General features: G+C 65.0%; 20 protein-coding genes. 5 read left to right on the forward strand and 15 right to left on the reverse strand.

The window, feature by feature from the left end; translation table 11 throughout:
- Positions 1 to 63: 63 nt before the first annotated feature.
- Genes ACKI1H_RS00480 through ACKI1H_RS00490 form a run of 3 tightly spaced genes read right to left on the reverse strand, consistent with a single transcriptional unit; the run spans position 64 to position 2,836 of the window.
- Complete coding sequence (locus ACKI1H_RS00480) at positions 64 to 855, reverse strand: ABC transporter permease (RefSeq protein ID WP_440467358.1); 792 nt, start codon at positions 853 to 855, stop codon at positions 64 to 66.
- A complete protein-coding gene (locus ACKI1H_RS00485; RefSeq protein WP_171049504.1) occupies positions 852 to 1,763 on the reverse strand; it encodes an ABC transporter permease in 912 nt (303 codons plus the stop codon). Before ACKI1H_RS00485 ends, ACKI1H_RS00480 begins: the two co-directional genes overlap by 4 nt.
- Positions 1,764 to 1,765: 2 nt before the next feature.
- Positions 1,766 to 2,836, reverse strand: a complete 1,071-nt coding sequence (locus ACKI1H_RS00490; RefSeq protein ID WP_017516843.1) for an ABC transporter ATP-binding protein — start codon at positions 2,834 to 2,836, stop codon at positions 1,766 to 1,768.
- 140 nt (positions 2,837 to 2,976) lie between these two features.
- Between ACKI1H_RS00490 and ACKI1H_RS00495 the strand changes: the two genes are divergently transcribed.
- Positions 2,977 to 3,663 carry a GntR family transcriptional regulator gene (locus ACKI1H_RS00495; protein WP_440467359.1) on the forward strand — a complete coding sequence of 229 codons (687 nt, stop codon included), beginning with the start codon at positions 2,977 to 2,979 and terminating at the stop codon, positions 3,661 to 3,663.
- Positions 3,664 to 3,887: 224 nt separating this feature from the next.
- Here the strand turns inward: ACKI1H_RS00495 and yjiA are convergent, their stop codons facing one another.
- From yjiA to ACKI1H_RS00515, 4 genes are all read right to left on the reverse strand, one after another.
- The gene (gene yjiA / locus ACKI1H_RS00500; protein ID WP_440467360.1) at positions 3,888 to 4,886 is read right to left on the reverse strand and encodes a GTPase; all 999 of its coding nucleotides are present in this window, start codon (positions 4,884 to 4,886) and stop codon (positions 3,888 to 3,890) included.
- A 77-nt stretch (positions 4,887 to 4,963) separates the two neighbouring features.
- A complete protein-coding gene (locus ACKI1H_RS00505) occupies positions 4,964 to 5,167 on the reverse strand; it encodes a YbdD/YjiX family protein (protein WP_015478970.1) in 204 nt (67 codons plus the stop codon).
- A 12-nt stretch (positions 5,168 to 5,179) separates the two neighbouring features.
- Positions 5,180 to 7,246, reverse strand: coding sequence for a carbon starvation CstA family protein (locus ACKI1H_RS00510; RefSeq protein ID WP_440467361.1), 2,067 nt, complete (start codon positions 7,244 to 7,246; stop codon positions 5,180 to 5,182).
- 188 nt (positions 7,247 to 7,434) lie between these two features.
- A complete protein-coding gene (locus ACKI1H_RS00515) occupies positions 7,435 to 7,944 on the reverse strand; it encodes a DUF3015 domain-containing protein (RefSeq protein WP_138524575.1) in 510 nt (169 codons plus the stop codon).
- 179 nt (positions 7,945 to 8,123) lie between these two features.
- Between ACKI1H_RS00515 and ACKI1H_RS00520 the strand changes: the two genes are divergently transcribed.
- Positions 8,124 to 8,492 carry a PilZ domain-containing protein gene (locus ACKI1H_RS00520; protein WP_045216617.1) on the forward strand — a complete coding sequence of 123 codons (369 nt, stop codon included), beginning with the start codon at positions 8,124 to 8,126 and terminating at the stop codon, positions 8,490 to 8,492.
- 63 nt (positions 8,493 to 8,555) lie between these two features.
- Here ACKI1H_RS00520 and radA read toward each other — a convergent pair whose 3' ends face one another.
- From radA to ACKI1H_RS00535, 3 genes are all read right to left on the reverse strand, one after another.
- Complete coding sequence (gene radA / locus ACKI1H_RS00525; RefSeq protein WP_037015294.1) at positions 8,556 to 9,935, reverse strand: DNA repair protein RadA; 1,380 nt, start codon at positions 9,933 to 9,935, stop codon at positions 8,556 to 8,558.
- Positions 9,936 to 9,989: 54 nt separating this feature from the next.
- Positions 9,990 to 10,232 (reverse strand): hypothetical protein, encoded by a 243-nt coding sequence (locus ACKI1H_RS00530; protein ID WP_138524577.1) that lies wholly within the window; start codon positions 10,230 to 10,232, stop codon positions 9,990 to 9,992.
- A gap of 76 nt (positions 10,233 to 10,308) precedes the next feature.
- Positions 10,309 to 10,551 (reverse strand): YdcH family protein, encoded by a 243-nt coding sequence (locus tag ACKI1H_RS00535; protein WP_081520069.1) that lies wholly within the window; start codon positions 10,549 to 10,551, stop codon positions 10,309 to 10,311.
- 185 nt (positions 10,552 to 10,736) lie between these two features.
- Between ACKI1H_RS00535 and mscL the strand changes: the two genes are divergently transcribed.
- Positions 10,737 to 11,153, forward strand: a complete 417-nt coding sequence (mscL, locus tag ACKI1H_RS00540; RefSeq protein ID WP_138524579.1) for a large-conductance mechanosensitive channel protein MscL — start codon at positions 10,737 to 10,739, stop codon at positions 11,151 to 11,153.
- Positions 11,154 to 11,192: 39 nt separating this feature from the next.
- Here mscL and ACKI1H_RS00545 read toward each other — a convergent pair whose 3' ends face one another.
- The 3 genes from ACKI1H_RS00545 to ACKI1H_RS00555 all read right to left on the reverse strand — a co-directional run bounded on the left by ACKI1H_RS00545 (position 11,193) and on the right by ACKI1H_RS00555 (position 14,863).
- Positions 11,193 to 12,743 (reverse strand): TerC family protein, encoded by a 1,551-nt coding sequence (locus ACKI1H_RS00545; protein ID WP_440467362.1) that lies wholly within the window; start codon positions 12,741 to 12,743, stop codon positions 11,193 to 11,195.
- A gap of 229 nt (positions 12,744 to 12,972) precedes the next feature.
- Positions 12,973 to 13,749, reverse strand: coding sequence for a ferredoxin--NADP reductase (locus tag ACKI1H_RS00550; protein WP_138524583.1), 777 nt, complete (start codon positions 13,747 to 13,749; stop codon positions 12,973 to 12,975).
- Positions 13,750 to 13,870: 121 nt separating this feature from the next.
- Complete coding sequence (locus ACKI1H_RS00555; RefSeq protein ID WP_138524585.1) at positions 13,871 to 14,863, reverse strand: TRAP transporter substrate-binding protein; 993 nt, start codon at positions 14,861 to 14,863, stop codon at positions 13,871 to 13,873.
- Positions 14,864 to 15,206: 343 nt separating this feature from the next.
- Between ACKI1H_RS00555 and ACKI1H_RS00560 the strand changes: the two genes are divergently transcribed.
- Together ACKI1H_RS00560 and ACKI1H_RS00565 are read left to right on the forward strand one after the other, a co-directional pair.
- Positions 15,207 to 16,331, forward strand: a complete 1,125-nt coding sequence (locus ACKI1H_RS00560; RefSeq protein WP_440467363.1) for a methyltransferase — start codon at positions 15,207 to 15,209, stop codon at positions 16,329 to 16,331.
- 65 nt (positions 16,332 to 16,396) lie between these two features.
- Positions 16,397 to 17,260 carry an alpha/beta fold hydrolase gene (locus ACKI1H_RS00565; protein WP_440467364.1) on the forward strand — a complete coding sequence of 288 codons (864 nt, stop codon included), beginning with the start codon at positions 16,397 to 16,399 and terminating at the stop codon, positions 17,258 to 17,260.
- Between the two features lie 99 nt (positions 17,261 to 17,359).
- Here ACKI1H_RS00565 and ACKI1H_RS00570 read toward each other — a convergent pair whose 3' ends face one another.
- Both ACKI1H_RS00570 and ACKI1H_RS00575 read right to left on the reverse strand, forming a co-directional pair.
- On the reverse strand, positions 17,360 to 17,926 hold the full coding sequence (locus tag ACKI1H_RS00570) for a nucleotidyltransferase family protein (RefSeq protein WP_440467365.1): 567 nt from the start codon (positions 17,924 to 17,926) through the stop codon (positions 17,360 to 17,362).
- Positions 17,923 to 18,894 carry an XdhC family protein gene (locus ACKI1H_RS00575; protein ID WP_440467366.1) on the reverse strand — a complete coding sequence of 324 codons (972 nt, stop codon included), beginning with the start codon at positions 18,892 to 18,894 and terminating at the stop codon, positions 17,923 to 17,925. The genes ACKI1H_RS00570 and ACKI1H_RS00575 overlap by 4 nt, the downstream gene beginning before the upstream one ends.
- Between the last annotated feature and the right edge of the window lie 2 nt (positions 18,895 to 18,896).

Genomic DNA, 18,896 nt, shown 5'->3' on the forward strand with positions numbered 1-18,896 from the left:
AGAGACAAAAAGTCCGAAACAAAGGGTCCAAAAGCGAAAGATCCAAAGGCGAAAACTGGGCAGTCAGGCGTCCGGTTTGCCGCGCTGGCCGAGCCAGTACGACAGCACCACAAGGACGATGGAAATCACCAGCATGAGCGTCGAGATGGCGTTGATCTCGGGCGTTACCCCGGCCTTGATGGCCGAGAAGATATAGACCGGCAGCGTCGTCGAGCCGGGGCCGGCAACGAAGAAGGTCATGATGAAATCGTCGAGGCTGACCACGAACGCCAGCACTGCGCCGGAAAGCACCGCCGGCCACAGCAGCGGCAGGGTCACGCGGCGGAACACCTGGTAAGGGCTGGCGTACAAATCGCCGGCGGCTTCCAGCAGGCTCTTGTCCAGATCGTTCAGTCGCGCACGGATCGGCAGGTAGGCGAACGGAATGCAGAAGCCGACGTGGGCGACGATCACCGTCAGCAAGCCGAGCTTGATGCCCAGCGACATGAACAGCAGCAGCGTGGCCACAGCGATGACGATCTCCGGCAGGATCAGCGGCAGGTTGATGCCGCCCTCCACCAGCCGCCGTCCGTAGAACGGCCGCGAGGTCGCCAGTGCCGCCGCCAGGGCGATCGCCGTGGACAGCACGGTGGCGAAGCCGGCGACCACCAGCGAGTTGAAGGCTGCTGCCTGGATCGACGGGTTGGCGACGATCTTGCCGTACCAGGCGAAGGAGAATTCGGTCCACACCGTGGCCGAGCGGTTGGCGTTGAAGCTGTAGGCGATCAACACCAGGATCGGCAGGTACAGGTACGCCAGCACCAGCAGGCTGGTCTCGCGGGTGCCGGGGAGTTTCTTCAGGTGCTGGGCGATCATGCGTTGGCTCCTCCCAGGTGAACGGCCTTGGCGGCGCGGCGGCTATACAGGGCGAACGCGATCAGCGCGAGAAGCATGATCGCCAGCAAGAGGAACGACAGCGAGCCGCCCAGCGGCCAGTTGCGCGCGGTGCCGAACTGTTGCTGGATCAGGTTGCCGATCATCAGCGTCTTGCCGCCGCCGAGGATGGCGGGGGTGATGAAGGCGCCCAGGCTCGGCACGAACACCAGCAGGGAACCGGCGATCACACCGGGCATGGACAGCGGCAGGATCACCCGGCGCAGCGCTTTCCAGCGGTTGGCGCCAAGGTCGTAGGCGGCCTCGACCAGGCGCCAGTCGAGCTTCTCCAGGGTCGAGTAGATCGGCAGGATCATGAACGGCAGGAAGCTGTAGACCAGGCCGACGCAGACCGCGAAGTCGTTGTAGAGCAAGGTGATGCCGCCGGCCTGGGGGAACAGCGCATTGACCGTCTGAGCGATCCAGCCGTGCTCGCGCAGGATGATCAGCCAGGCGTAGTTGCGGATCAGCAGGTTGGTCCAGAACGGGATGGTGATCAGCAGCACCATGAGGTTGCGCGAGCGCTCGCTCAGGCTGGTCATCCACAGCGCCACCGGGAAGCCGAAGAGGAAGCACAGCAGCGTGGTGCCGCCGGCCTGGAACAGCGAGCGCAGCAGCGCCTGGGCATAGACCCAGTTCAGCTCCAGGTTGCCGTCGAAGTCTTCCTGGAAGAACAGCTGCACGTAGCTCTGGATCTGCCAGTCGGCGTGCCAGTCGACGCCGCCATAGAGGTTGCGCGGCAGCAGGCTGATGTAACCCATGATCGCCAGCGGGATGGCGATCAGCCCGAGCAGCGTCAGCGCCACCGGGCTGAGCAGCAACAGGCGTCGGGTAGTGGGCGACTCCTTCATGCTCAGGCCTCCATCAGCAGGCAGGCCTGGGGCGGCAGGTGCACCGCCACGGCCTCGCCGACGTCGCGGGCGCGGCCGCCCTCGTTGCTCTCGCGCAGGGTGATCTGCGAGGCATCGGGCAGGCGGCAGCGATACAGCGTGGCGGTGCCGACGTACATCACTGTCTCGATCACCGCCCGCAGGTGGTGCGGCTGCGACGGGTCGACCAGCTTCGAGCGCTCCGGACGGAAGGCCAGTTGCACACTGGCGCTGCTCAGGCCCGCCGGCAGCTCGCAGGGGATCTCCGCCGCCATGGCGTTGGGGTGGAAGCCGCCCTGGCGCATCTGCCCAGGGAGGAAGTTGATGTCGCCGATGAACTGCGCGACGAAGCGATGCGTCGGGCGTTCGTAGATCTCGTTGGGCGTGCCGATCTGCATGATGTTGCCATGGGACATCACGGCGATGCGGTCGGACAGGGTCAGCGCTTCTTCCTGGTCGTGGGTGACGAAGATGAAGGTGATGCCCGCCTCTTCCTGCACGCGCTTGAGCTCGACCTGCATCTCCTTGCGCAGCTTCAGGTCCAGCGCGGACAGCGGTTCGTCGAGGAGCAGCACCGATGGCTTGGGCGCCAGCGCGCGGGCCAGGGCCACGCGCTGCTGCTGGCCGCCGGACAGCTCGGCCGGCTTGCGTCGCGCCAGGTGCTCCATCTGCACCAGTGCGAGCATTTCCTTGACCCGGCCGGGAATCTCGCCACGCGCCAGGCCCTGCATCTCCAGGCCGAAGGCGATGTTCTCGCTCACCGACATGTGCGGGAACAGCGCATAGCTCTGGAACACGGTGTTGATGCGACGGCGGTACGGCGGCAGGTCGTTGACTCGCTCGCCACCGACGAGGATGTCGCCGGAGGTGACGTTCTCGAACCCGGCGATGCTGCGCAGCAGCGTGGTCTTGCCGCAGCCGGAAGGCCCCAGCAGGGTGAAGAACTCGTTATGGGCAATGTCGACCGAGACCTCGTTGAGGGCGGGAGCGACGTTGGGATCATCGGTGTAGCGCTTGCTGACCCGACGCACCTCGACTGACGACGAGTGATTCATTTTGGTGCATTCCTCTTGTTTTTGTATGCAATATTTGAATGCAATCTAGAAATAGCTGATGTATTTTTCTTCTGCAACTGGTTTTGCACGGACGGTTTTGCGGCATCCTTTGACGGGTCAAGCAAGAGGCGGAGTCGGCCATGACGGAGAAACACCCCGAGTCCACGGTGGAACGCGTCTACCAAGGGGTTTACGAGGCAATCAGCAAGCGCACCCTGCGCCCCGGCATGAAGCTGGGCGAGGCGGCGTTGGCGGAATTGTTCAAGGTCAGTCGCACTTCGGTGCGCGCGGCGCTGAAGCATCTGGAAGCGGACGGGCTGGTTTCCAGCGCGCTCAACAAGGGTGCATGGGTGTCGTTACCCAGCGACGAGGAGATCCGTTCGCTGTTCGAAACCCGGCGGCTGATCGAGATCGGCATCGTCAGCGAGCTCTGCCGCCGCGCGGACAGCGCGATCATCCAGGACCTGCGCGACCACGTGGCGCTGGAGGAGGCGACCCACGACCACGACCACGCGCGGTTCGTCCACCTGCTGGGCGAATTCCACCTGAAGCTGGCGGCGGCGCTGAACAACCCGGTGCTGCTGGACTTCTTCCGCAAGTTGATCGAGCGCGCCTCGCTCTACGCCACCACCCTGGACGACGACCAGCACGAGACCTGCCGCGGCAACGAGCATCAGCGGCTGATTGAGTACATCGAGTCGGGAAACCAAGCAGCGGCCATCGAGCTGACCTGCATGCATTTGAATGCGATCGAGCAGGCCATTCTCAAGGCGGCGGGGAACCTGAAGGCGGATTACCACCCGCTCAAGCATCTGATCGGCGGCTGACGCCGCGCTGGCAGGGTTTGGTAGGAGCGAGCTTGCTCGCGAACAAAAGCTCCCGGCTGACGCCGAAGCCCGCCACCGCACCGGCCCCCCCTCTCCCTTCAGGGAGAAGGACTGTACGGCGCGAGCGTTGAAAACGGGAGTTAGCCGAGAGCGCTGGTTCGCGAGCAAGCTCGCTCCTACGAAGAGCCAGACAAAACGCCCGGCATCTGCCGGGCGTTTTGCATTCAGGCGGTGGGGCCGCCTGTAATGCGATCGAAGCCCCGACGGATTTCCTCTTCGGGCAGGTTGTCACCGATGAAGACGATCACGCTCTCACGCTGCTCGTTGCCCTTCCATTCGGTGTCCCAGTCGAACCCATACAGCCGCAGCACACCCTGGAACACCAGGCGGCGCTCCTCGCCGGCGATGTTCAGCACGCCCTTGTAACGCAGCAGCGAGTTGCCGTGCCATTGCAGCAGGTCGTCCATGAATTCGCTGAGGCGTTCGATTTCCAGCGGCTGGTCGCTGCGCAGCACCAGGGTGGTGATGCGGTCGGTGGTGTCTGCCGCCGGGCGCACCGGGCGCAGCAGTGGGCGCAGGCCAACATCGGCGTTGAGGTTGAAGCCGCGCACATCGAGCAGGCGCTCCAATTCGATGGCGCCGTGTTCCACGGCATGGATCTCGGCACGGCGGTTGATGCGCTGCAAGCGTTCGGCCAGAGCCTCGTACTGAGCTGGCGACACCAGGTCACTCTTGCTCACCAGGATGCGGTCGCCGAAGCCGACCTGGGCCTGGGCGATCGCCTCCTGCAAGTGACGCTCGGCGTTGGCGGCGTCCACCAGGGTGATGATGCCATCGAGCAGGTAGCGCTCGCGCAGGGTTTCGTCGACGAAGAAGGTCTGCGCCACTGGGGCCGGATCGGCCAGGCCGGTGCACTCGATCACCACGCGGTCGAAGTCCAGCTCGCCGCTGTCGCGGCGCTCCAGCAGGACGTAAAGCGCGCGCTCAAGGTCGCTATTGATGGTGCAGCAGACGCAGCCATTGGACAGCGTCGTCACCTGCACGGCCTCGTCGCCGAGCAATTGAGCGTCGATGGGGGTCTCGCTGAATTCGTTCTCGATCACGGCGATCTTCAGGCCATGCTCGGCCTTGAGGATGTGCTTGAGCAGAGTGGTCTTGCCGGCCCCGAGGAAGCCGGTGAGGACAGTCACCGGAATCTGCGGTGCGCTTGCGGAATCGGTCATGGGAACTTCCAGGCAATCGGAAAAGAAAACGGGCCGCGATCGCTCGCGGCCCGTCCGTTATACACCCATCCGCGCGATCAACAGCAGCGGATCGGCCTTCCCTTGCCGCCACCGTAGCGCGCCTCCTGGCGCTCGCGGAAGAACTCCTCGTAGGTCATCGGAGTCTTGTCCGGGTGCTTGTTCTGCATGTGCTGAACGTAGGTGTCGTAATCGGGCATGCCGACCAGCATGCGTGCGGCCTGCCCGAGATACTTACCCATGCGGCTGAGGTCGTTGAACATGATGCTCCTCCGTCAGGCGTCCGGGATCGGCTGGAACGGAGCTTCCTTGTCGGTGCGCTCCTTCTTGGTCCAGGCGCTGGCGCCTACCTTGATCGCGTACACCAGCACGCTGAACACCACCAGCAGGAACAGCACGGTGAGGCCGGCGTTGATGTAGGCGTTCATCATCACGTGCTGCATCTGGCCGATGTCCTTGGCCGGGGCGATGATCTGACCAGCGTCCAGGCCGGCGGAGTACTTCTTGCCCAGGGCGATGAAGCCCACGGCCGGGTTGCTGTCGAACAGCTTGATCAGGCCGGCGGTGGTGGTGCAGATCAGCAGCCAGGCGGCCGGCAGGGCGGTCACCCAGACGTACTGCTGGCGCTTCATCTTGATCAGCACGACGGTGGAGAGCATCAGCGCGATGCCGGCGAGCATCTGGTTGGAGATGCCGAACAGCGGCCACAGCGTGTTGATGCCACCCAGCGGATCGACCACGCCCTGGTACAGCAGCCAGCCCCACAGCGCGACGCAGCCGCCGGTGCCGATGATGTTGGCAGTCCAGGATTCGGTCTTCTTCAGCGCCGGGACGAAATTGCCCAGCAGGTCCTGCAGCATGAAGCGCCCGGCACGGGTGCCGGCGTCCACCGCGGTGAGGATGAACAGCGCTTCGAAGAGGATCGCGAAGTGGTACCAGAAGGCCATGGTGTTCTCACCCGGCAGCACCTGGTGGAGGATGTGCGCGATGCCCACGGCGAGGGTCGGCGCACCACCGGCACGGGCCAGGATGGTGGTCTCGCCGATGTCCTTGGCGGTCTGGGCCAGTACTTCCGGGGTGATGGTGAAGCCCCAGCTGCTGACGGTCGCGGCCACCGCGGTGACGTCGGTACCGACGACCGCCGGCGGGCTGTTCATGGCGAAGTAGATGCCCGGCTCGATGACCGAGGCGGCGACCATCGCCATGATGGCCACGAAGGACTCCATCAGCATGCCACCGTAGCCGATGTAGCGGGCGTCCGGCTCGCGGTTGAGCAGCTTGGGCGTGGTGCCCGAGGAGATCAGCGCATGGAAGCCGGAGACGGCGCCACAGGCGATGGTGATGAACAGGAACGGGAACAGGCCGCCCTTCCATACCGGGCCGGTGCCGTCGGTGAACTGGGTCAGCGCCGGCATCTTCAGCTCCGGCGAAACGATCACGATGCCGATGGCCAGGGCGATGATGGTGCCGATCTTGAGGAAGGTCGACAGGTAGTCACGCGGCGCCAGCAGCAGCCACACCGGCAGGACCGAGGCGATGGCGCCGTAGGCGATCAGCATCCAGACGATCTGCACGCCATGGAAGGTGAACACCGGGGCCCACTCGGGGCTGGCGGCGATCTGGCCACCAAGCCAGATGGAGCCCAGCAGCAGGACGATGCCTACTACGGAAATCTCGCCGATGCGGCCCGGGCGGATGTAACGCATGTACACGCCCATGAACAGCGCGATCGGGATGGTCGCCAGCACGGTGAACATGCCCCACGGGCTTTCGGCCAGGGCCTTCACCACGATCAGCGCGAGCACCGCGAGGATGATGATCATGATCAGGAACGCGCCGAACAGAGCGATGGTCCCCGCCACCTGCCCCATTTCCTCGCGGACCAGCTCACCCAGCGAACGCCCGTTGCGGCGGCTGGAGATGAACAGCACCATGAAATCCTGCACGGCACCGGCCAGCACCACGCCGGCAATCAGCCAGAGCGTGCCGGGCAGATAGCCCATCTGCGCAGCCAGTACGGGACCGACCAGCGGGCCGGCGCCAGCGATGGCAGCGAAGTGGTGACCGAAGAGGATGTGCTTGTTGGTCGGGACGTAGTCCAGGCCGTCGTTGTTGAGGACCGCGGGGGTCGCTCGGTTGGCATCCAGCTGCATCACCTTGGTGGCGATGAACAGGCTGTAGTAGCGGTAGGCGACCAGGTAGATGGCAACCGCCGCGACGACGATCCACAGTGCGTTGATGGCTTCGCCGCGACGTAGTGCCACGACTCCCAAGGCAAATGCACCGACTATCGCCACCGCCAGCCAGGCGAGGTGACGTAGCAGGCTGTTGTTATTGTTCATAGCGAGGCTTCCGACAGTTTGAAGGCGAGAATTCGCAGAAAAATTCTAGTCTTTTCCAGCGACCCATTCATACGACCTTAGTCTAGAGCGGTTACGCGCTTATTGCCGGAGGTCAACGCGTTCCGACCCTGGAGTCAGGAAATGAAAAGGCCCGCCTGAGGCGGGCCCTTTCATGCTGCGGCAGATTGTCAGGCAGGCTGCTTGGCGTACTGCGCCAGCGTCTGGTCACGGCTCATCACGGCCAGGGTGTTGTTCAGCACCTGCTCGCCGGTGGCGTCCTTGGAGGTGAAGATCTCACCGAAGTGCTGCTGGGTGACCTGAGCGAAATGGGCGCGATCCTGGGTCGGAATACCGAGCAGGACGGCGTAGGCGTCCAGTGCTTCACCGTGTCCCTGGGCCATGTTCTCGGCGATGTTGTCGAGCATGCCGTTCATGGCGAAGATCGAGCGACCGCCGTAGGTGATGCGCTGGCTGGCGTCGCAACCGTTGGTCCCGGAGGTCAGGCCAAAGGTGGCGTTGCCCGAGGTGCCGTTGGTGGTGGTGGCCAGCAGGTGCGGGAACAGGCCACGCTGACCATCGAAGACCATGTTGCCCCAGCCGCACCCCTTGCCGCTCTGGCCAGCTTCGTCCGCGTGCGCTGCCAGGCTGGCAACGCTGATAACCCCAAAAATCAGACCCTTGATGAGTTTATTGTCCATGCTCTGCACTCCGCAGTTGTAGTGGTTAAACGCACATGGAGCTTTGGCGAGGGTCAGCAGACTGTCAAACTCGCTCGGGCTGCGTCTGACGGACGAAACGTCAGCAATCGGTGTACGACGCGTCAGCAATGGCTTGCGTCTATAGTGAGGCGAAGCAGAAACGGCCGGAGAGCCACGACATGACTGACGATCACGACGAGCGCCGACGCTTCCAGCGCATCGCCTTTGACGCCGGCACCGAGATCAGCCAGGGCGACCTGCGCTGGAAGGTGACGCTGCTGGACCTGTCCCTTCAGGGGCTGCTGGTGCAACGTCCGGAACACTGGAGCATCGTCGCGCAGGAACCGGTGCAGGTGCGCATCTACCTGGGCTTCGACGTCAACGTCTATATGGAGGCCGACCTCGCCTGGGAACGTGAAGGCCTGCTGGGCTTCAACTGCCGGCACATCGACCTGGACTCCATCAGCCACCTGCGCCGCCTGGTGGAGCTGAACCTGGGTGACGAATCGCTGCTGGAGCGGGAACTGACGCTACTGAGCGAGCATTGAAATCCCCTGTAGGAGCGCGCCATGCGCGCGATCGCGGGCATGGCCCGCTCCTACAAGGATGAATTACTCGAATAGCGCATCCAGCGCCTGCTCCAGGCGCGTCACCGCGATGACCTGCAGGCCGGGCGGCGACTCCTTCGGTGCGTTGCCCTTGGGCACGATCGCACGCTTGAAGCCATGCTTGGCCGCTTCCTTGAGGCGTTCCTGGCCACTGGGCACCGGCCGCACCTCGCCGGACAACCCGACCTCGCCGAACACCAGCAACTGGTGATCCAGCGGACGGTTGCGCAAGCTGGACATCACCGCCGCCATCAACGCCAGGTCCGAAGCCGTCTCCAGAACCTTCACACCGCCGACTACGTTGAGGAACACGTCCTGGTCGTAGGTCGGAATACCGCCATGGCGGTGCAGCACCGCCAGCAGCATGGCCAAGCGGTTCTGGTCCAGGCCCAGGGTCACTCGACGCGGGTTGGCCAGGTGGCTGGTGTCCACCAGCGCCTGCACTTCCACCAGCATCGGCCGCGAGCCTTCCCAGGTGGCCATGACCACACTGCCCGGCACCGATTCCTGGGCGCGAGTGAGGAAAATTGCCGACGGGTTGGAGACTTCCTTCAGACCACGGTCGGTCATGGCGAAAACGCCCAGTTCGTTCACCGCGCCGAAGCGGTTCTTCACCGCACGGAGCAGGCGCAGGCGGCCGTCGGACTCGCCCTCGAAATACAGCACGGTGTCGACCATGTGCTCCAGTACGCGCGGGCCGGCCAGGGAGCCTTCCTTGGTGACGTGACCGACCAGGAAGATCGCCGTGCCGCTCTGCTTGGCGAAACGCACCAGCAGCGCCGCACTCTCGCGCACCTGCGCGACGCCGCCCGGCGCGGATTGCAGCTGTTCGGTGAAGATGGTCTGGATCGAGTCGATCACCATTACCTTGGGCTGCTCCTGGCGCGCCGTGGCGATGATGGTTTCGATGCAGGTCTCGGTCATGACCTTGAGCTTGTCTTCGGGCAGGCCCAGGCGGCGGGCACGCATGGCGACCTGCTGCTGGGATTCCTCGCCCGTGACATAGAGCGCCGGCAGGCGCGTGGCGATGTTGCAGAGGGTCTGCAGGAGGATGGTGGACTTGCCGATGCCGGGGTCGCCGCCGATCAGCACGACCGAGCCGTCGACCAGGCCGCCGCCCAGGGCGCGATCCAGCTCCGCCGAGGCGGTGGAGAAGCGCGGCATCTCCTCGACGCTGACTTCGGCGAGGGTCTTGATGTTGGCCTGCTGGCCGGCCCAGCCGCCACGGCCGGAAGAGCTACTGCCCGAGCCACCCGTGGGGGTGGTGTCGATGACGGTTTCGACCAGAGTGTTCCAGGCACCGCAATCAGGGCACTGACCGGCCCATTTCGGGTAGGTGGCGCCGCACTCGGTGCAGCCGTACATGCGCTTGGCCTTGGCCATGAGGGACTTCCGTCGAATACAAAGTCCGCATCATAGCCAATCGGGCCAGGCGCTTCAGCTCGCGAGGCGGCGGTACTGGCTTTCCATATCGTGCTTGAGGCTTTCGCGGCGCATCAGCAGCGAGGCCAGGGTGCAGTCGGGGCGTTCGATGCCCTCCTCCACGCGGCCGATTCGCTGGTCCAGCAGCTCGTACTGCAGCTTCAGGCGAACCAGTCGCTCCTGCGCGCGCAGGGCATCGGCGTTGCGTTTGGGGAGCTTGGTGACGGAGTTGCCAGAGGACGAAATGGCTTTACGCATGGCGGTGGCACCGGTTGGAAAGAGATGACGGGAGCCTACGCCTCGCTCCGACACACACCCTTGACTTTGATCAAGCTCAGCCGGATCGCTTGAGCAGGTCGGAAATCTCGTCTTTCAGCGCCACGCGTTGCAGTTTGAGGGAGTTGAGAGCGAGGTCGTCCATCGCCTGGCGGCCGTCCTCGATGTCGTAGATCTTCTTGTCCAGCTCTTCGTAGCTGGCAGCCATGCGGGTGAAGTTCGCGTCCTTCCCGTGCAACCGGGTCATCAGGGCCTTCTGGTCGGGGAATTCGCGGGACAGGGGATGATGCTCGAGCGGCATGGCGGGCCTCCTTCTGTGGATGCTTGGGCATGAATGGCTTGCCCGATAAGCCTAGACCACCGCGCGATGCCGCCCACAGCCGCCGGTCAAGCCATTGGAATTGAGCGCACACGGGGTGTTCAGACGGCGACAGGCCGCTAAACTGCGCCTGTCCCCCTCTATCTTGCGTAACAAGGAGTCAGTGCATGAGTCTGCTTAGCGAATTCAAGGCCTTCGCGGTCAAGGGCAACGTCGTCGACATGGCCGTCGGTATCATCATCGGCGCCGCGTTCGGCAAGATCGTCTCGTCCTTCGTCGGCGACGTGATCATGCCGCCCATCGGCCTGCTGATCGGTGGCGTGGACTTCTCCGACCTCGCCATCACGCTCAAGGCCGCCGAGGGCGATGTGCCCGCAGTGGTGCTGGCCTATGGCAAATTCCTTCAGACCTGCCTGGACTTCATCATCGTCGCCTTCGCCATCTTCATGGGCATCAAGGCGATCAACCGTCTCAAGCGCGAGGAAGCCGTGGAGCCCAGCGCTCCGCCGGTGCCTACGCCTGAAGAAACCCTGCTGACCGAGATCCGCGACCTGCTCAAGCAGCAGAACAACCGCGCTCCTTGAGCAGATCGCTGATCGGGCCGGGCGCGCCCCCTCCTGGCGTCAGGCCGGCGGCGTAAGCAGCACGCGGCCGATGCGCCGCTCGCTGACATCCGTCACCTCCAGGCGCCAGCCGCCCAGCTCCAGCGTGTCCCCCTTGGCCGGCAAGCGGCCAAGGTGCTTGAGCGCCAGCCCACCGAGGGTCTGGTACTCCGCTGTCGGGCGAGCGTGGAAGCCGACCCGTTCGGCCAGCGCCGACAGCGTCACGGCACCGTCCACCCGGTAGGCGCCCGCCTCCGCCTCGATGTCCGTACCGGACACCTCGCTGGCGTCCGGCAGCTCACCGGCGATGGCTTCCAGCACGTCGGTCATGCTCAGCATGCCCTCGAAGCCACCGAACTCGTTGACCACGAAGGCCAGGTGAGTAGAGGCCTCACGCATTTGTTCCAGTGCGCCCAGCACCGTGCTGCTGTCCGGCAGGCTCAGCGGCTCGCGCAGCAGCGGCAGGATGTCCAGCTCGCGGCCCTGCAGCAGGGCAGAGAACAGCTCTTTCTTGTGCACATAGCCCAGCGGCTCGTCGATGTTGCCTTCACGGATCACCAGCAGGCGCGAGTACGGCGACTCCAGCAGCGCACGGCGGATGTTCTCCGGGCTGTCGGCCACGTCCACCCGATGCACCCGCTGGCGGTCGATCATCACGGCTTTTACCGGACGCTCGGCCAGGCCCAGCACGCCGCTGATCATCACCCGCTCACGGCGGTCGAACGGCGCGTCGGTGCCATCGTCCGGGCCCACCAGGTCGGCGATCTCCTCACCCACCTCATCGGCGTCGACCTTGCCACCCATCAGGCGCAGCACGGCGTGGGCGGTGCGCTGACGCAAACCACGCTGACCGCGCTGGCTCTTCTGGCGCTTCCAGCGCACCAGTTGGTTGGCCATCTCGATCAGCAGGCTGAAGCCGATGGCGGCGTACAGGTAGCCTTTCGGGATGTGGAAGCCCAGGCCTTCGGCAGTCAGGCTGAAGCCGATCATCAGCAGGAAGCCCAGGCAGAGCATGATCACCGTCGGGTGCTCGTTGACGAAGCGGGTCAACGGCTTGCTGGCCACCATCATCAGGCCGATGGAGAAGATCACCGCGATCATCATCACTTCCAGCTGGTCGACCATGCCCACGGCGGTGATCACCGCGTCGAGGGAGAACACAGCGTCCAGCACCACGATCTGCGCGACCACCGGCCAGAACGCGGCATAGACGCGCTTGCCGTTGGAAGTGTGCACACGGCCTTCAAGGCGCTCATGCAGCTCCAGTGTGGCCTTGAACAACAGGAACAGACCACCGAACAACATGATCAGGTCGCGGCCAGAGAAGGTCTTGCCGAACACTTCAATGAGCGGTTCGGTGAGCGTAACCAGCCAGGAAATGCTCGCCAGCAGGCCCAGGCGCATCAGCAGCGCCAGCGACAGGCCGATCAGCCGCGCGCGGTCGCGCAGGTGCGGCGGCAGCTTGTCCGCAAGGATCGCGATGAAGACCAGGTTATCGATGCCGAGCACCAGCTCGAGCAGGATCAGGGTGAGCAGGCCAAGCCAGGCCGTGGGGTCCATCAACCATTCCATGTCGACTCACCTCGCTGGGTGCGCGCCATGGCAGGCTGGGAAGGCTTATCCGCGAACGCGGGTGCCGGGGGAGGTTCGCCGACCACCGGCTCTACAGGGGTAGATAGCGGGGTCGGCGTCGTACTTTGACTGTCCATAAGGTCCGAAAAAAGGGAAACGGACGCTCATCCTAAGGGCAAAGGGCCTTCACCCTAAGCAGACAATCTTTTCAAAATCTATCGAGCGAGGCTCACCAATAGTTTTCCACGGCGATCTGGCCGGGCTTGCGCGTCAGCGCCAGACTCATGCCGCGGGCCTTCAGCACGGCACGGGTGTCTTCGATCATCTGCGGGTTGCCACAGAGCATCACCCGTGAATGTTCCGGAGTGAGTTCCAGACCGGCGGCGCGTTCCAGCTCGCCGTTCTCGATCAGCGTGGTGATCCGCGCGTTCAGGCAGCCGGGCACCTGTTCACGGGTGACCACCGGGATGAATTGCAGCTTGTGGATATGCTCGGCCAGGTGCTCCATCGCACCGAAGCTGGCGATCAGGTCACGGTAGGCCAGTTCCTTTTCCTCGCGGGCGCTGTAGACCAGCTTGATGGTCTCGAAGCGCTCCCATACCTCGAAGTCCTGGAGGATCGACAGGAACGGCGCAAGGCCGGTGCCAGTCGCCAGCAGCCAGAGGTCGCGGCCGTCGGGGAAACGGTCGAGGGTGAGGAAGCCGAAGGCCTGGCGGTCCACCAGCAACTGGTCGCCGACGCGCAGGCGGCTGAGCTCACTGGTGAATTCGCCGCCGGGGACGACGATGGAGAAGAACTCGAGGAAGTCGTCGTGGGGCGCCGAAACCATCGAGTAGGCACGCCAGACGATGCTGCCGCTGGGCTTGTACACACCCAGGCGGGCAAACTGCCCGGCGCGGAAGCGGTAGCCGCTGTCGCGGGTGGTGCGCAGGGTGAACAGGCTCGGGGTGAGCGTCTGCACCTCCACCAGGGTCTGGCGGGTGAACTTCTCTTCGCTGGCGGTCATTGTCCGCTCCCAATTCAAGAACCGGCCTATTTTCCCGTATTGGCGCGCGAAGAAACACCCGCAAGGCTTGTGGCTATCCCGCGAGATCGCCACAAGCCTGTCCCAAATCACTGCTGACGGATCAGTGCTTGCGGTTCACCACCTGGGCGGCGCGCAGCACGTCGGTGCCGATCTCGCCTTCGAACTGCTTCCACAGCGGCTGCATGGCGGTACGCCAGGCCTCGCGCTCGGCCGGGGTCAGGGTGATGATGCGCGCCTTGCCGTTGGCCACCACGTGGTCGCGCTCCTTCTGGTTCAGCGCCTCGGCGTCCTTGTTCACCTCGACGGTGACCTCTTCGATGATGCTTTCCAACTGGGTGCGCACGGGGTACGGCATGCTGTTCCAGAACTTCTGGTTGCTGATCACCATGTAGCTGAGCACACCGTGGTTGGTCTCGGTGATGAACGGCTGGGCGGTATCGAGCTTCTGGCTGCCGATGTTCGACCAGGTGTTCTCGGTGCCCTGCACCTTGCCGTCCTGCAGCGCCTTGAGGGTTTCGGCGAAGGGCATCTTCACCGCCGTGGCGTCGAGCAGGCCGAACTGGGCAGTGATCACCGAGGACGGCTGGATGCGGAAGGCCAGCCCCTTGGCATCGACCGGTGCGCGCAACTCGCGGTTGGCGGAGAGCTGCTTCATGCCGTTGTTCCAATAACCCAGGCCGTAGATGCCCGAGCGCGCCATGGAGTGCAGGAGCTCACGGCTCTTGTCACGCTTCTGGAAGCGCTTCACCGCCTCCAGGTCATCGAACAGGAACGGCAGGTCGAAGACCTCCAGCTGCTTGGTGTAGCCCTCGAACTTCGACAGCGACGGCGCCAGCATCTGTACCTTGCCGTCCTGCAACGCCTGCAGTTCATCGGCGTCGCCGAACAGCGTGGAGTTGGGGAACACCTCGACCTTCACCTGGCCGGCCAGGCGCTCTTCCACCAGCTTTTTGAACAGCAGCGCGCCACGGCCCTTGGGCGTGTCGTCGGCGACGACGTGGGAGAACTTGATCACGATGGGCGCATCGGCGAAGGCCGGTTGAGCCACGAGGAAAAGGGCGGACAGGGCCACCCCGAGCAACGACTTGTACATCGACATCCTTATGCAATGGCAATAGCCCGGCGCGCGAACGTGCGTCGCGTGTCGAGGATTCGTGAAGACTTGGAGTGGTGGCCGTCGGTCGGCGGAGCACTGCTCCGGGATCGGGCCCTACCGGGTCGCATGGACCGCCCGGTTATTATTGGGAGCCGCCGCGCATCGTCGGAAAGACGACGGCGGACGGATAGGTCATAATTTTTCGGTATAACGTCGCCCTGCACAAGCAGATGATGGCCAACTGCTTCGCAGTTTGATGACAATCTCGTTGCAATCAGCCTCGTCTCATTGCGACTTCCAGTACCAACTGTTCTCAGCCTTATCTTCGTTCGAGAGTCCCATGCCCGTCCTCGCCAGCCCCTTCGCCCAGCTCGACCTGGTCCGCCACCCTGAACAGCGCGAAGACCCGCTGCAGGCCTTCGATGCGGCCGACGAGTACCTGCTCGCTCATCTGCACGAGCAAGGTGTCGGCGCGGACAGCCGCGTGCTGGTGCTCAACGACAGCTTCGGCGCCCTCGCCGCCAGCCTCGCGCCCCATGTGCGCCTGACCAGCAGCGGCGATTCGCACCTGGGCTTCATCGCCCTTGAGCGCAACCTCGAGCGCAACGGCCTGGCCGAAGCGCCGCTCACCTTCGTCCCCGCCAGCGAAACCCCGCAAGGCCCATTCGACCACGTACTGGTGCGCGTGCCCAAGACCCTGGCGCTGCTGGAAGAGCAGTTGATCCGCCTGCACGGCCAGCTCGCGCCCGGCGCGAAAGTGGTGGCCGCCGGCATGATCAAGCACCTGCCGCGTGCCGCCGGCGACCTGCTGGAAAAGTACATCGGCCCGATGCAGGCCTCGCTGGCGGTGAAGAAAGCCCGGCTGCTGGTGGCCAGCGCCGAGCAGCGCCCGGCCCCCGCCTCGCCCTACCCCAGCCGCTATCGCCTGGACAAGCCGGCCCTGACACTGGTCAACCACGCCAATGTGTTCTGCCGCGAGGGCCTGGACATCGGCACCCGTGCCTTCCTCCCGCACCTGCCGCAGATCCACCACGCCGTGCGCGCCGCCGACCTGGGCTGCGGCAACGGCGTGCTGGGCATCGCCTTCGCCCTGCTCAACCCGCAGGCCGAGCTGACGCTGGTGGATGAGTCGTACATGGCGGTGCAGTCCGCCCAGGAAAACTGGCAGGCTGCCCTGGGCGAGCGCCCTGTGGATATCCGCCCCGACGACGGTCTCGCCGGCCAGGCTACCGACTCCCTGGACCTGGTCCTGTGCAATCCCCCCTTCCACCAGCAGCAGGTGGTCGGTGATTTCCTCGCCTGGCGCATGTTCCAGCAGGCCCGCGCGGCGCTGGTCACCGGCGGCGAGCTGTGGATCGTCGGCAACCGCCACCTGGGCTATCACGCCAAGCTCAAGCGCTTGTTCCGCGGCGTCGAGCAGGTGGCGGCAAATCCGAAATTCGTGGTGCTGAAAGCGACCAAATAAGCCGCCGGGATTGCTCCGGGCGGCGCGCCGGAGCAGCATGGATCGCCCCCACCCGGATGCGCGCCATGACTGCACAAGAAGCCGCCCCACTCTCACCGGAACCGATCCGCACCGCCGACGGTGTCGATCTCGCCCTGCGCCGAGTAGGCCCGGCGGATGGCGTACCGGTAGTGCTGACCCATGGCACCTTCTCCAATCACCGCAGTTGCCTGGGGCTGGCCAATTACCTGGCCAGCCAGGGCTTCGCCTGCTGGCTGTTCGACTGGCGCGGGCATGGCGACAGCGGGCGCAACGACTTCCTGCATAGCTTCGACGACGTGGCCGAGCAGGATGTGCCAGCGATTCTCGACGCGGTGAGCCAGCGCACCGGACAGACGGCGCTGCACTGGGTCGGCCATTCCGGTGGCGGGCTGATCGTCTCGATGTGGGCGGCGCGTCATCCGGCACTGGCAAAGCGCCGGTTGCGTTCACTGGTGCTGATCGGCTCCCAGGCCACGGCGGCCGGGACCAGCCCGCGACACTGGCTGGCGCTCCGGGCGTTCGACTGGATGCTGCGCTGGCGACGCATCGCGCCCAGCCGCGCCAAGTCTGTCGGTCCGGAGGCCGAGAGCGCCCGACTGATGCGCCAGTGGTGCCAGTGGAATTTCCGTCGACGTTTCGATTCGCTGGACGGCTTCGACTACATGGCCGGGCTGGGCAGCATCGAGCTACCTGTGCTGGGCGTGGCAGGCAGCGGCGATACCTTCATCGCGCCAATCGCGGGGTGCGCGGCGCTGGTGAATGCCTTTGGCGGGACAGAAGCGACGCTGGAGCTGTTCGGGCTGGCGACCGGCGCGCGGGAGGATTACAGCCACAACCGCCTGCTGCTGTCGCGCAATGCCAGCCTGGAAGTCTGGCCGCGCATTGCGCAGTGGCTGGGGCAACGCTGAAGCCTTGTGGCTGGGTGCCGCCAGGGTTCGCGAGCAAGCTCGCTCCTACAAAGAGCACCACGGCGCCAGCCTGTAGGAGCGAGCTTGCTCACGAACCTGTCAGGAGCGCAGGGCGTCAGGGGTATCGACGTCGCGCAGCACGCCAGCGTCGGCAACGTCCAGGGTGATGCAGTGATCGCGATGCGCCTGAACCAAAGCTCGGGCGCCTTCGTCGCCAGTGAGTTGGGTCAACGCCGGCCAGAACTCGCGACCGAACAACACGGGATGGCCGCGCTGGCCATCGTGAAGCGGGAAGAGAATGGCCGAGGGGCTGGCCGCTTCCGTTAACGCACGCAAGGTTTGCGGGGCGATCCACGGCATGTCGCCCAGCAGGATGGCGACCGCCTCTGCCTGAGAGTCGTTCAGCGACGCCGCGCCGGCCGCCAGGCTGTGCCCCATACCGAGCGCCGCATCCGTGCTGTGGATAACCCGGCAGCCGGCGGGCAGGTCGAAATCCTCGGCCCGCTCGCCGTCACGCAGCACCACCCGGACTTCATCGAACACCACCTGCGCGCGTTCGACGCTATGCGCCAGCAGGCTGCGCCCATCTGGCAGGATCGCGCGGCGCTTGTCCGCGCCGAAGCGCAAGCCCTGGCCGGCGGCCAGGACCAGCGCCACGACCGTCACAGCGCCTCGCGGGCGATGCCGCTGCGGGTACGCAGGATGTCGGCGAGCACCGCCATGGCGATTTCCGCGGGTGTCTTGCTGCCCAGGTTGAGGCCGATGGGTGCGTGGATGCGCGCCAGCTCGGTCTCGCCCAGGCCGCCGACGCGATGCAAACGCTCGCGGCGTTTCTCGGAGGTGGTGCGCGAGCCCATCACGCCGATGTAGAAGGCCTCGGTGCGCACGGCTTCGAGCATGGCCAGGTCGTCGATCTTCGGATCGTGGGTCAGCGCGACCACGGCGGTGTCCGCATGGCAGCCACCGTTGGCAATGAAGATCGACGGCAGTTCACGGCGGATTTCGATGCCATCCAGCACCACGCCATCCAGCGCCTCTTCGCGGGGATCGCAGAGGATCACCTCGAAGCCCAGGCCCTTGCCGAATTCCGCGCAGAAATGCGCGACGCTGGAGTAGCCCGCCAGCAGCAAGCGCTGCGCAGCGCCAACGCGCAGATACACACGGGCTTCGTCGCGCTCGACCCGCGGGCCGTGCTCGCGGTCGTCGCTCAGGCGGCGGCTGCCGTCCTGCAGGCTCACTTCGCGCAGCAGGCGGCGCTGGCCGAGCAGTGCCGATTCCAGCTCCCGCAGGTGGGCCTGCACGTCGCAATCGGGCGCGAGGTTTTCCACCAGCACGTCGAGGATGCCGCCGCAGGGTAGGCGGATATTGCTGCGGGTGTCGGTGCCGTCGCCGTAGCGCACAACGACCACCGGTTCGCTGAACTCGCCCTCGGCGACACGTTCGAGGAAGTCATCCTCGACGCAGCCGCCGGACAGCGACCCCACCCACTGGCCACTGGCGTTGACCGCCAGCAGCGAGCCCGGCGCGCGAGGCGCCGAGCCGTAGGTGAAAAGCACGCTGCACAGCCACACACGCTGGCCGGCGTTGGACCACTGGAGCGCCTGCCGGACTACTTGCAGATCGAGATGCTGCACGA

Source organism: Pseudomonas sp. YH-1 (assembly GCF_051990045.1).
Classification (GTDB): domain Bacteria; phylum Pseudomonadota; class Gammaproteobacteria; order Pseudomonadales; family Pseudomonadaceae; genus Pseudomonas; species Pseudomonas nicosulfuronedens.

Bases quoted from the DNA above. Each gene is read 5' to 3' on its own strand.
- ACKI1H_RS00480 (WP_440467358.1), bottom strand. From the start codon at position 855: ATGATCGCCCAGCACCTGAAGAAACTCCCCGGCACCCGCGAGACCAGC.
- ACKI1H_RS00485 (WP_171049504.1), bottom strand. From the start codon at position 1,763: ATGAAGGAGTCGCCCACTACCCGACGCCTGTTGCTGCTCAGCCCGGTG.
- ACKI1H_RS00490 (WP_017516843.1), bottom strand. From the start codon at position 2,836: ATGAATCACTCGTCGTCAGTCGAGGTGCGTCGGGTCAGCAAGCGCTAC.
- ACKI1H_RS00495 (WP_440467359.1), top strand. From the start codon at position 2,977: ATGACGGAGAAACACCCCGAGTCCACGGTGGAACGCGTCTACCAAGGG.
- yjiA (WP_440467360.1), bottom strand. From the start codon at position 4,886: ATGACCGATTCCGCAAGCGCACCGCAGATTCCGGTGACTGTCCTCACC.
- ACKI1H_RS00505 (WP_015478970.1), bottom strand. From the start codon at position 5,167: ATGTTCAACGACCTCAGCCGCATGGGTAAGTATCTCGGGCAGGCCGCA.
- ACKI1H_RS00510 (WP_440467361.1), bottom strand. From the start codon at position 7,246: ATGAACAATAACAACAGCCTGCTACGTCACCTCGCCTGGCTGGCGGTG.
- ACKI1H_RS00515 (WP_138524575.1), bottom strand. From the start codon at position 7,944: ATGGACAATAAACTCATCAAGGGTCTGATTTTTGGGGTTATCAGCGTT.
- ACKI1H_RS00520 (WP_045216617.1), top strand. From the start codon at position 8,124: ATGACTGACGATCACGACGAGCGCCGACGCTTCCAGCGCATCGCCTTT.
- radA (WP_037015294.1), bottom strand. From the start codon at position 9,935: ATGGCCAAGGCCAAGCGCATGTACGGCTGCACCGAGTGCGGCGCCACC.
- ACKI1H_RS00530 (WP_138524577.1), bottom strand. From the start codon at position 10,232: ATGCGTAAAGCCATTTCGTCCTCTGGCAACTCCGTCACCAAGCTCCCC.
- ACKI1H_RS00535 (WP_081520069.1), bottom strand. From the start codon at position 10,551: ATGCCGCTCGAGCATCATCCCCTGTCCCGCGAATTCCCCGACCAGAAG.
- mscL (WP_138524579.1), top strand. From the start codon at position 10,737: ATGAGTCTGCTTAGCGAATTCAAGGCCTTCGCGGTCAAGGGCAACGTC.
- ACKI1H_RS00545 (WP_440467362.1), bottom strand. From the start codon at position 12,743: ATGGAATGGTTGATGGACCCCACGGCCTGGCTTGGCCTGCTCACCCTG.
- ACKI1H_RS00550 (WP_138524583.1), bottom strand. From the start codon at position 13,749: ATGACCGCCAGCGAAGAGAAGTTCACCCGCCAGACCCTGGTGGAGGTG.
- ACKI1H_RS00555 (WP_138524585.1), bottom strand. From the start codon at position 14,863: ATGTACAAGTCGTTGCTCGGGGTGGCCCTGTCCGCCCTTTTCCTCGTG.
- ACKI1H_RS00560 (WP_440467363.1), top strand. From the start codon at position 15,207: ATGCCCGTCCTCGCCAGCCCCTTCGCCCAGCTCGACCTGGTCCGCCAC.
- ACKI1H_RS00565 (WP_440467364.1), top strand. From the start codon at position 16,397: ATGACTGCACAAGAAGCCGCCCCACTCTCACCGGAACCGATCCGCACC.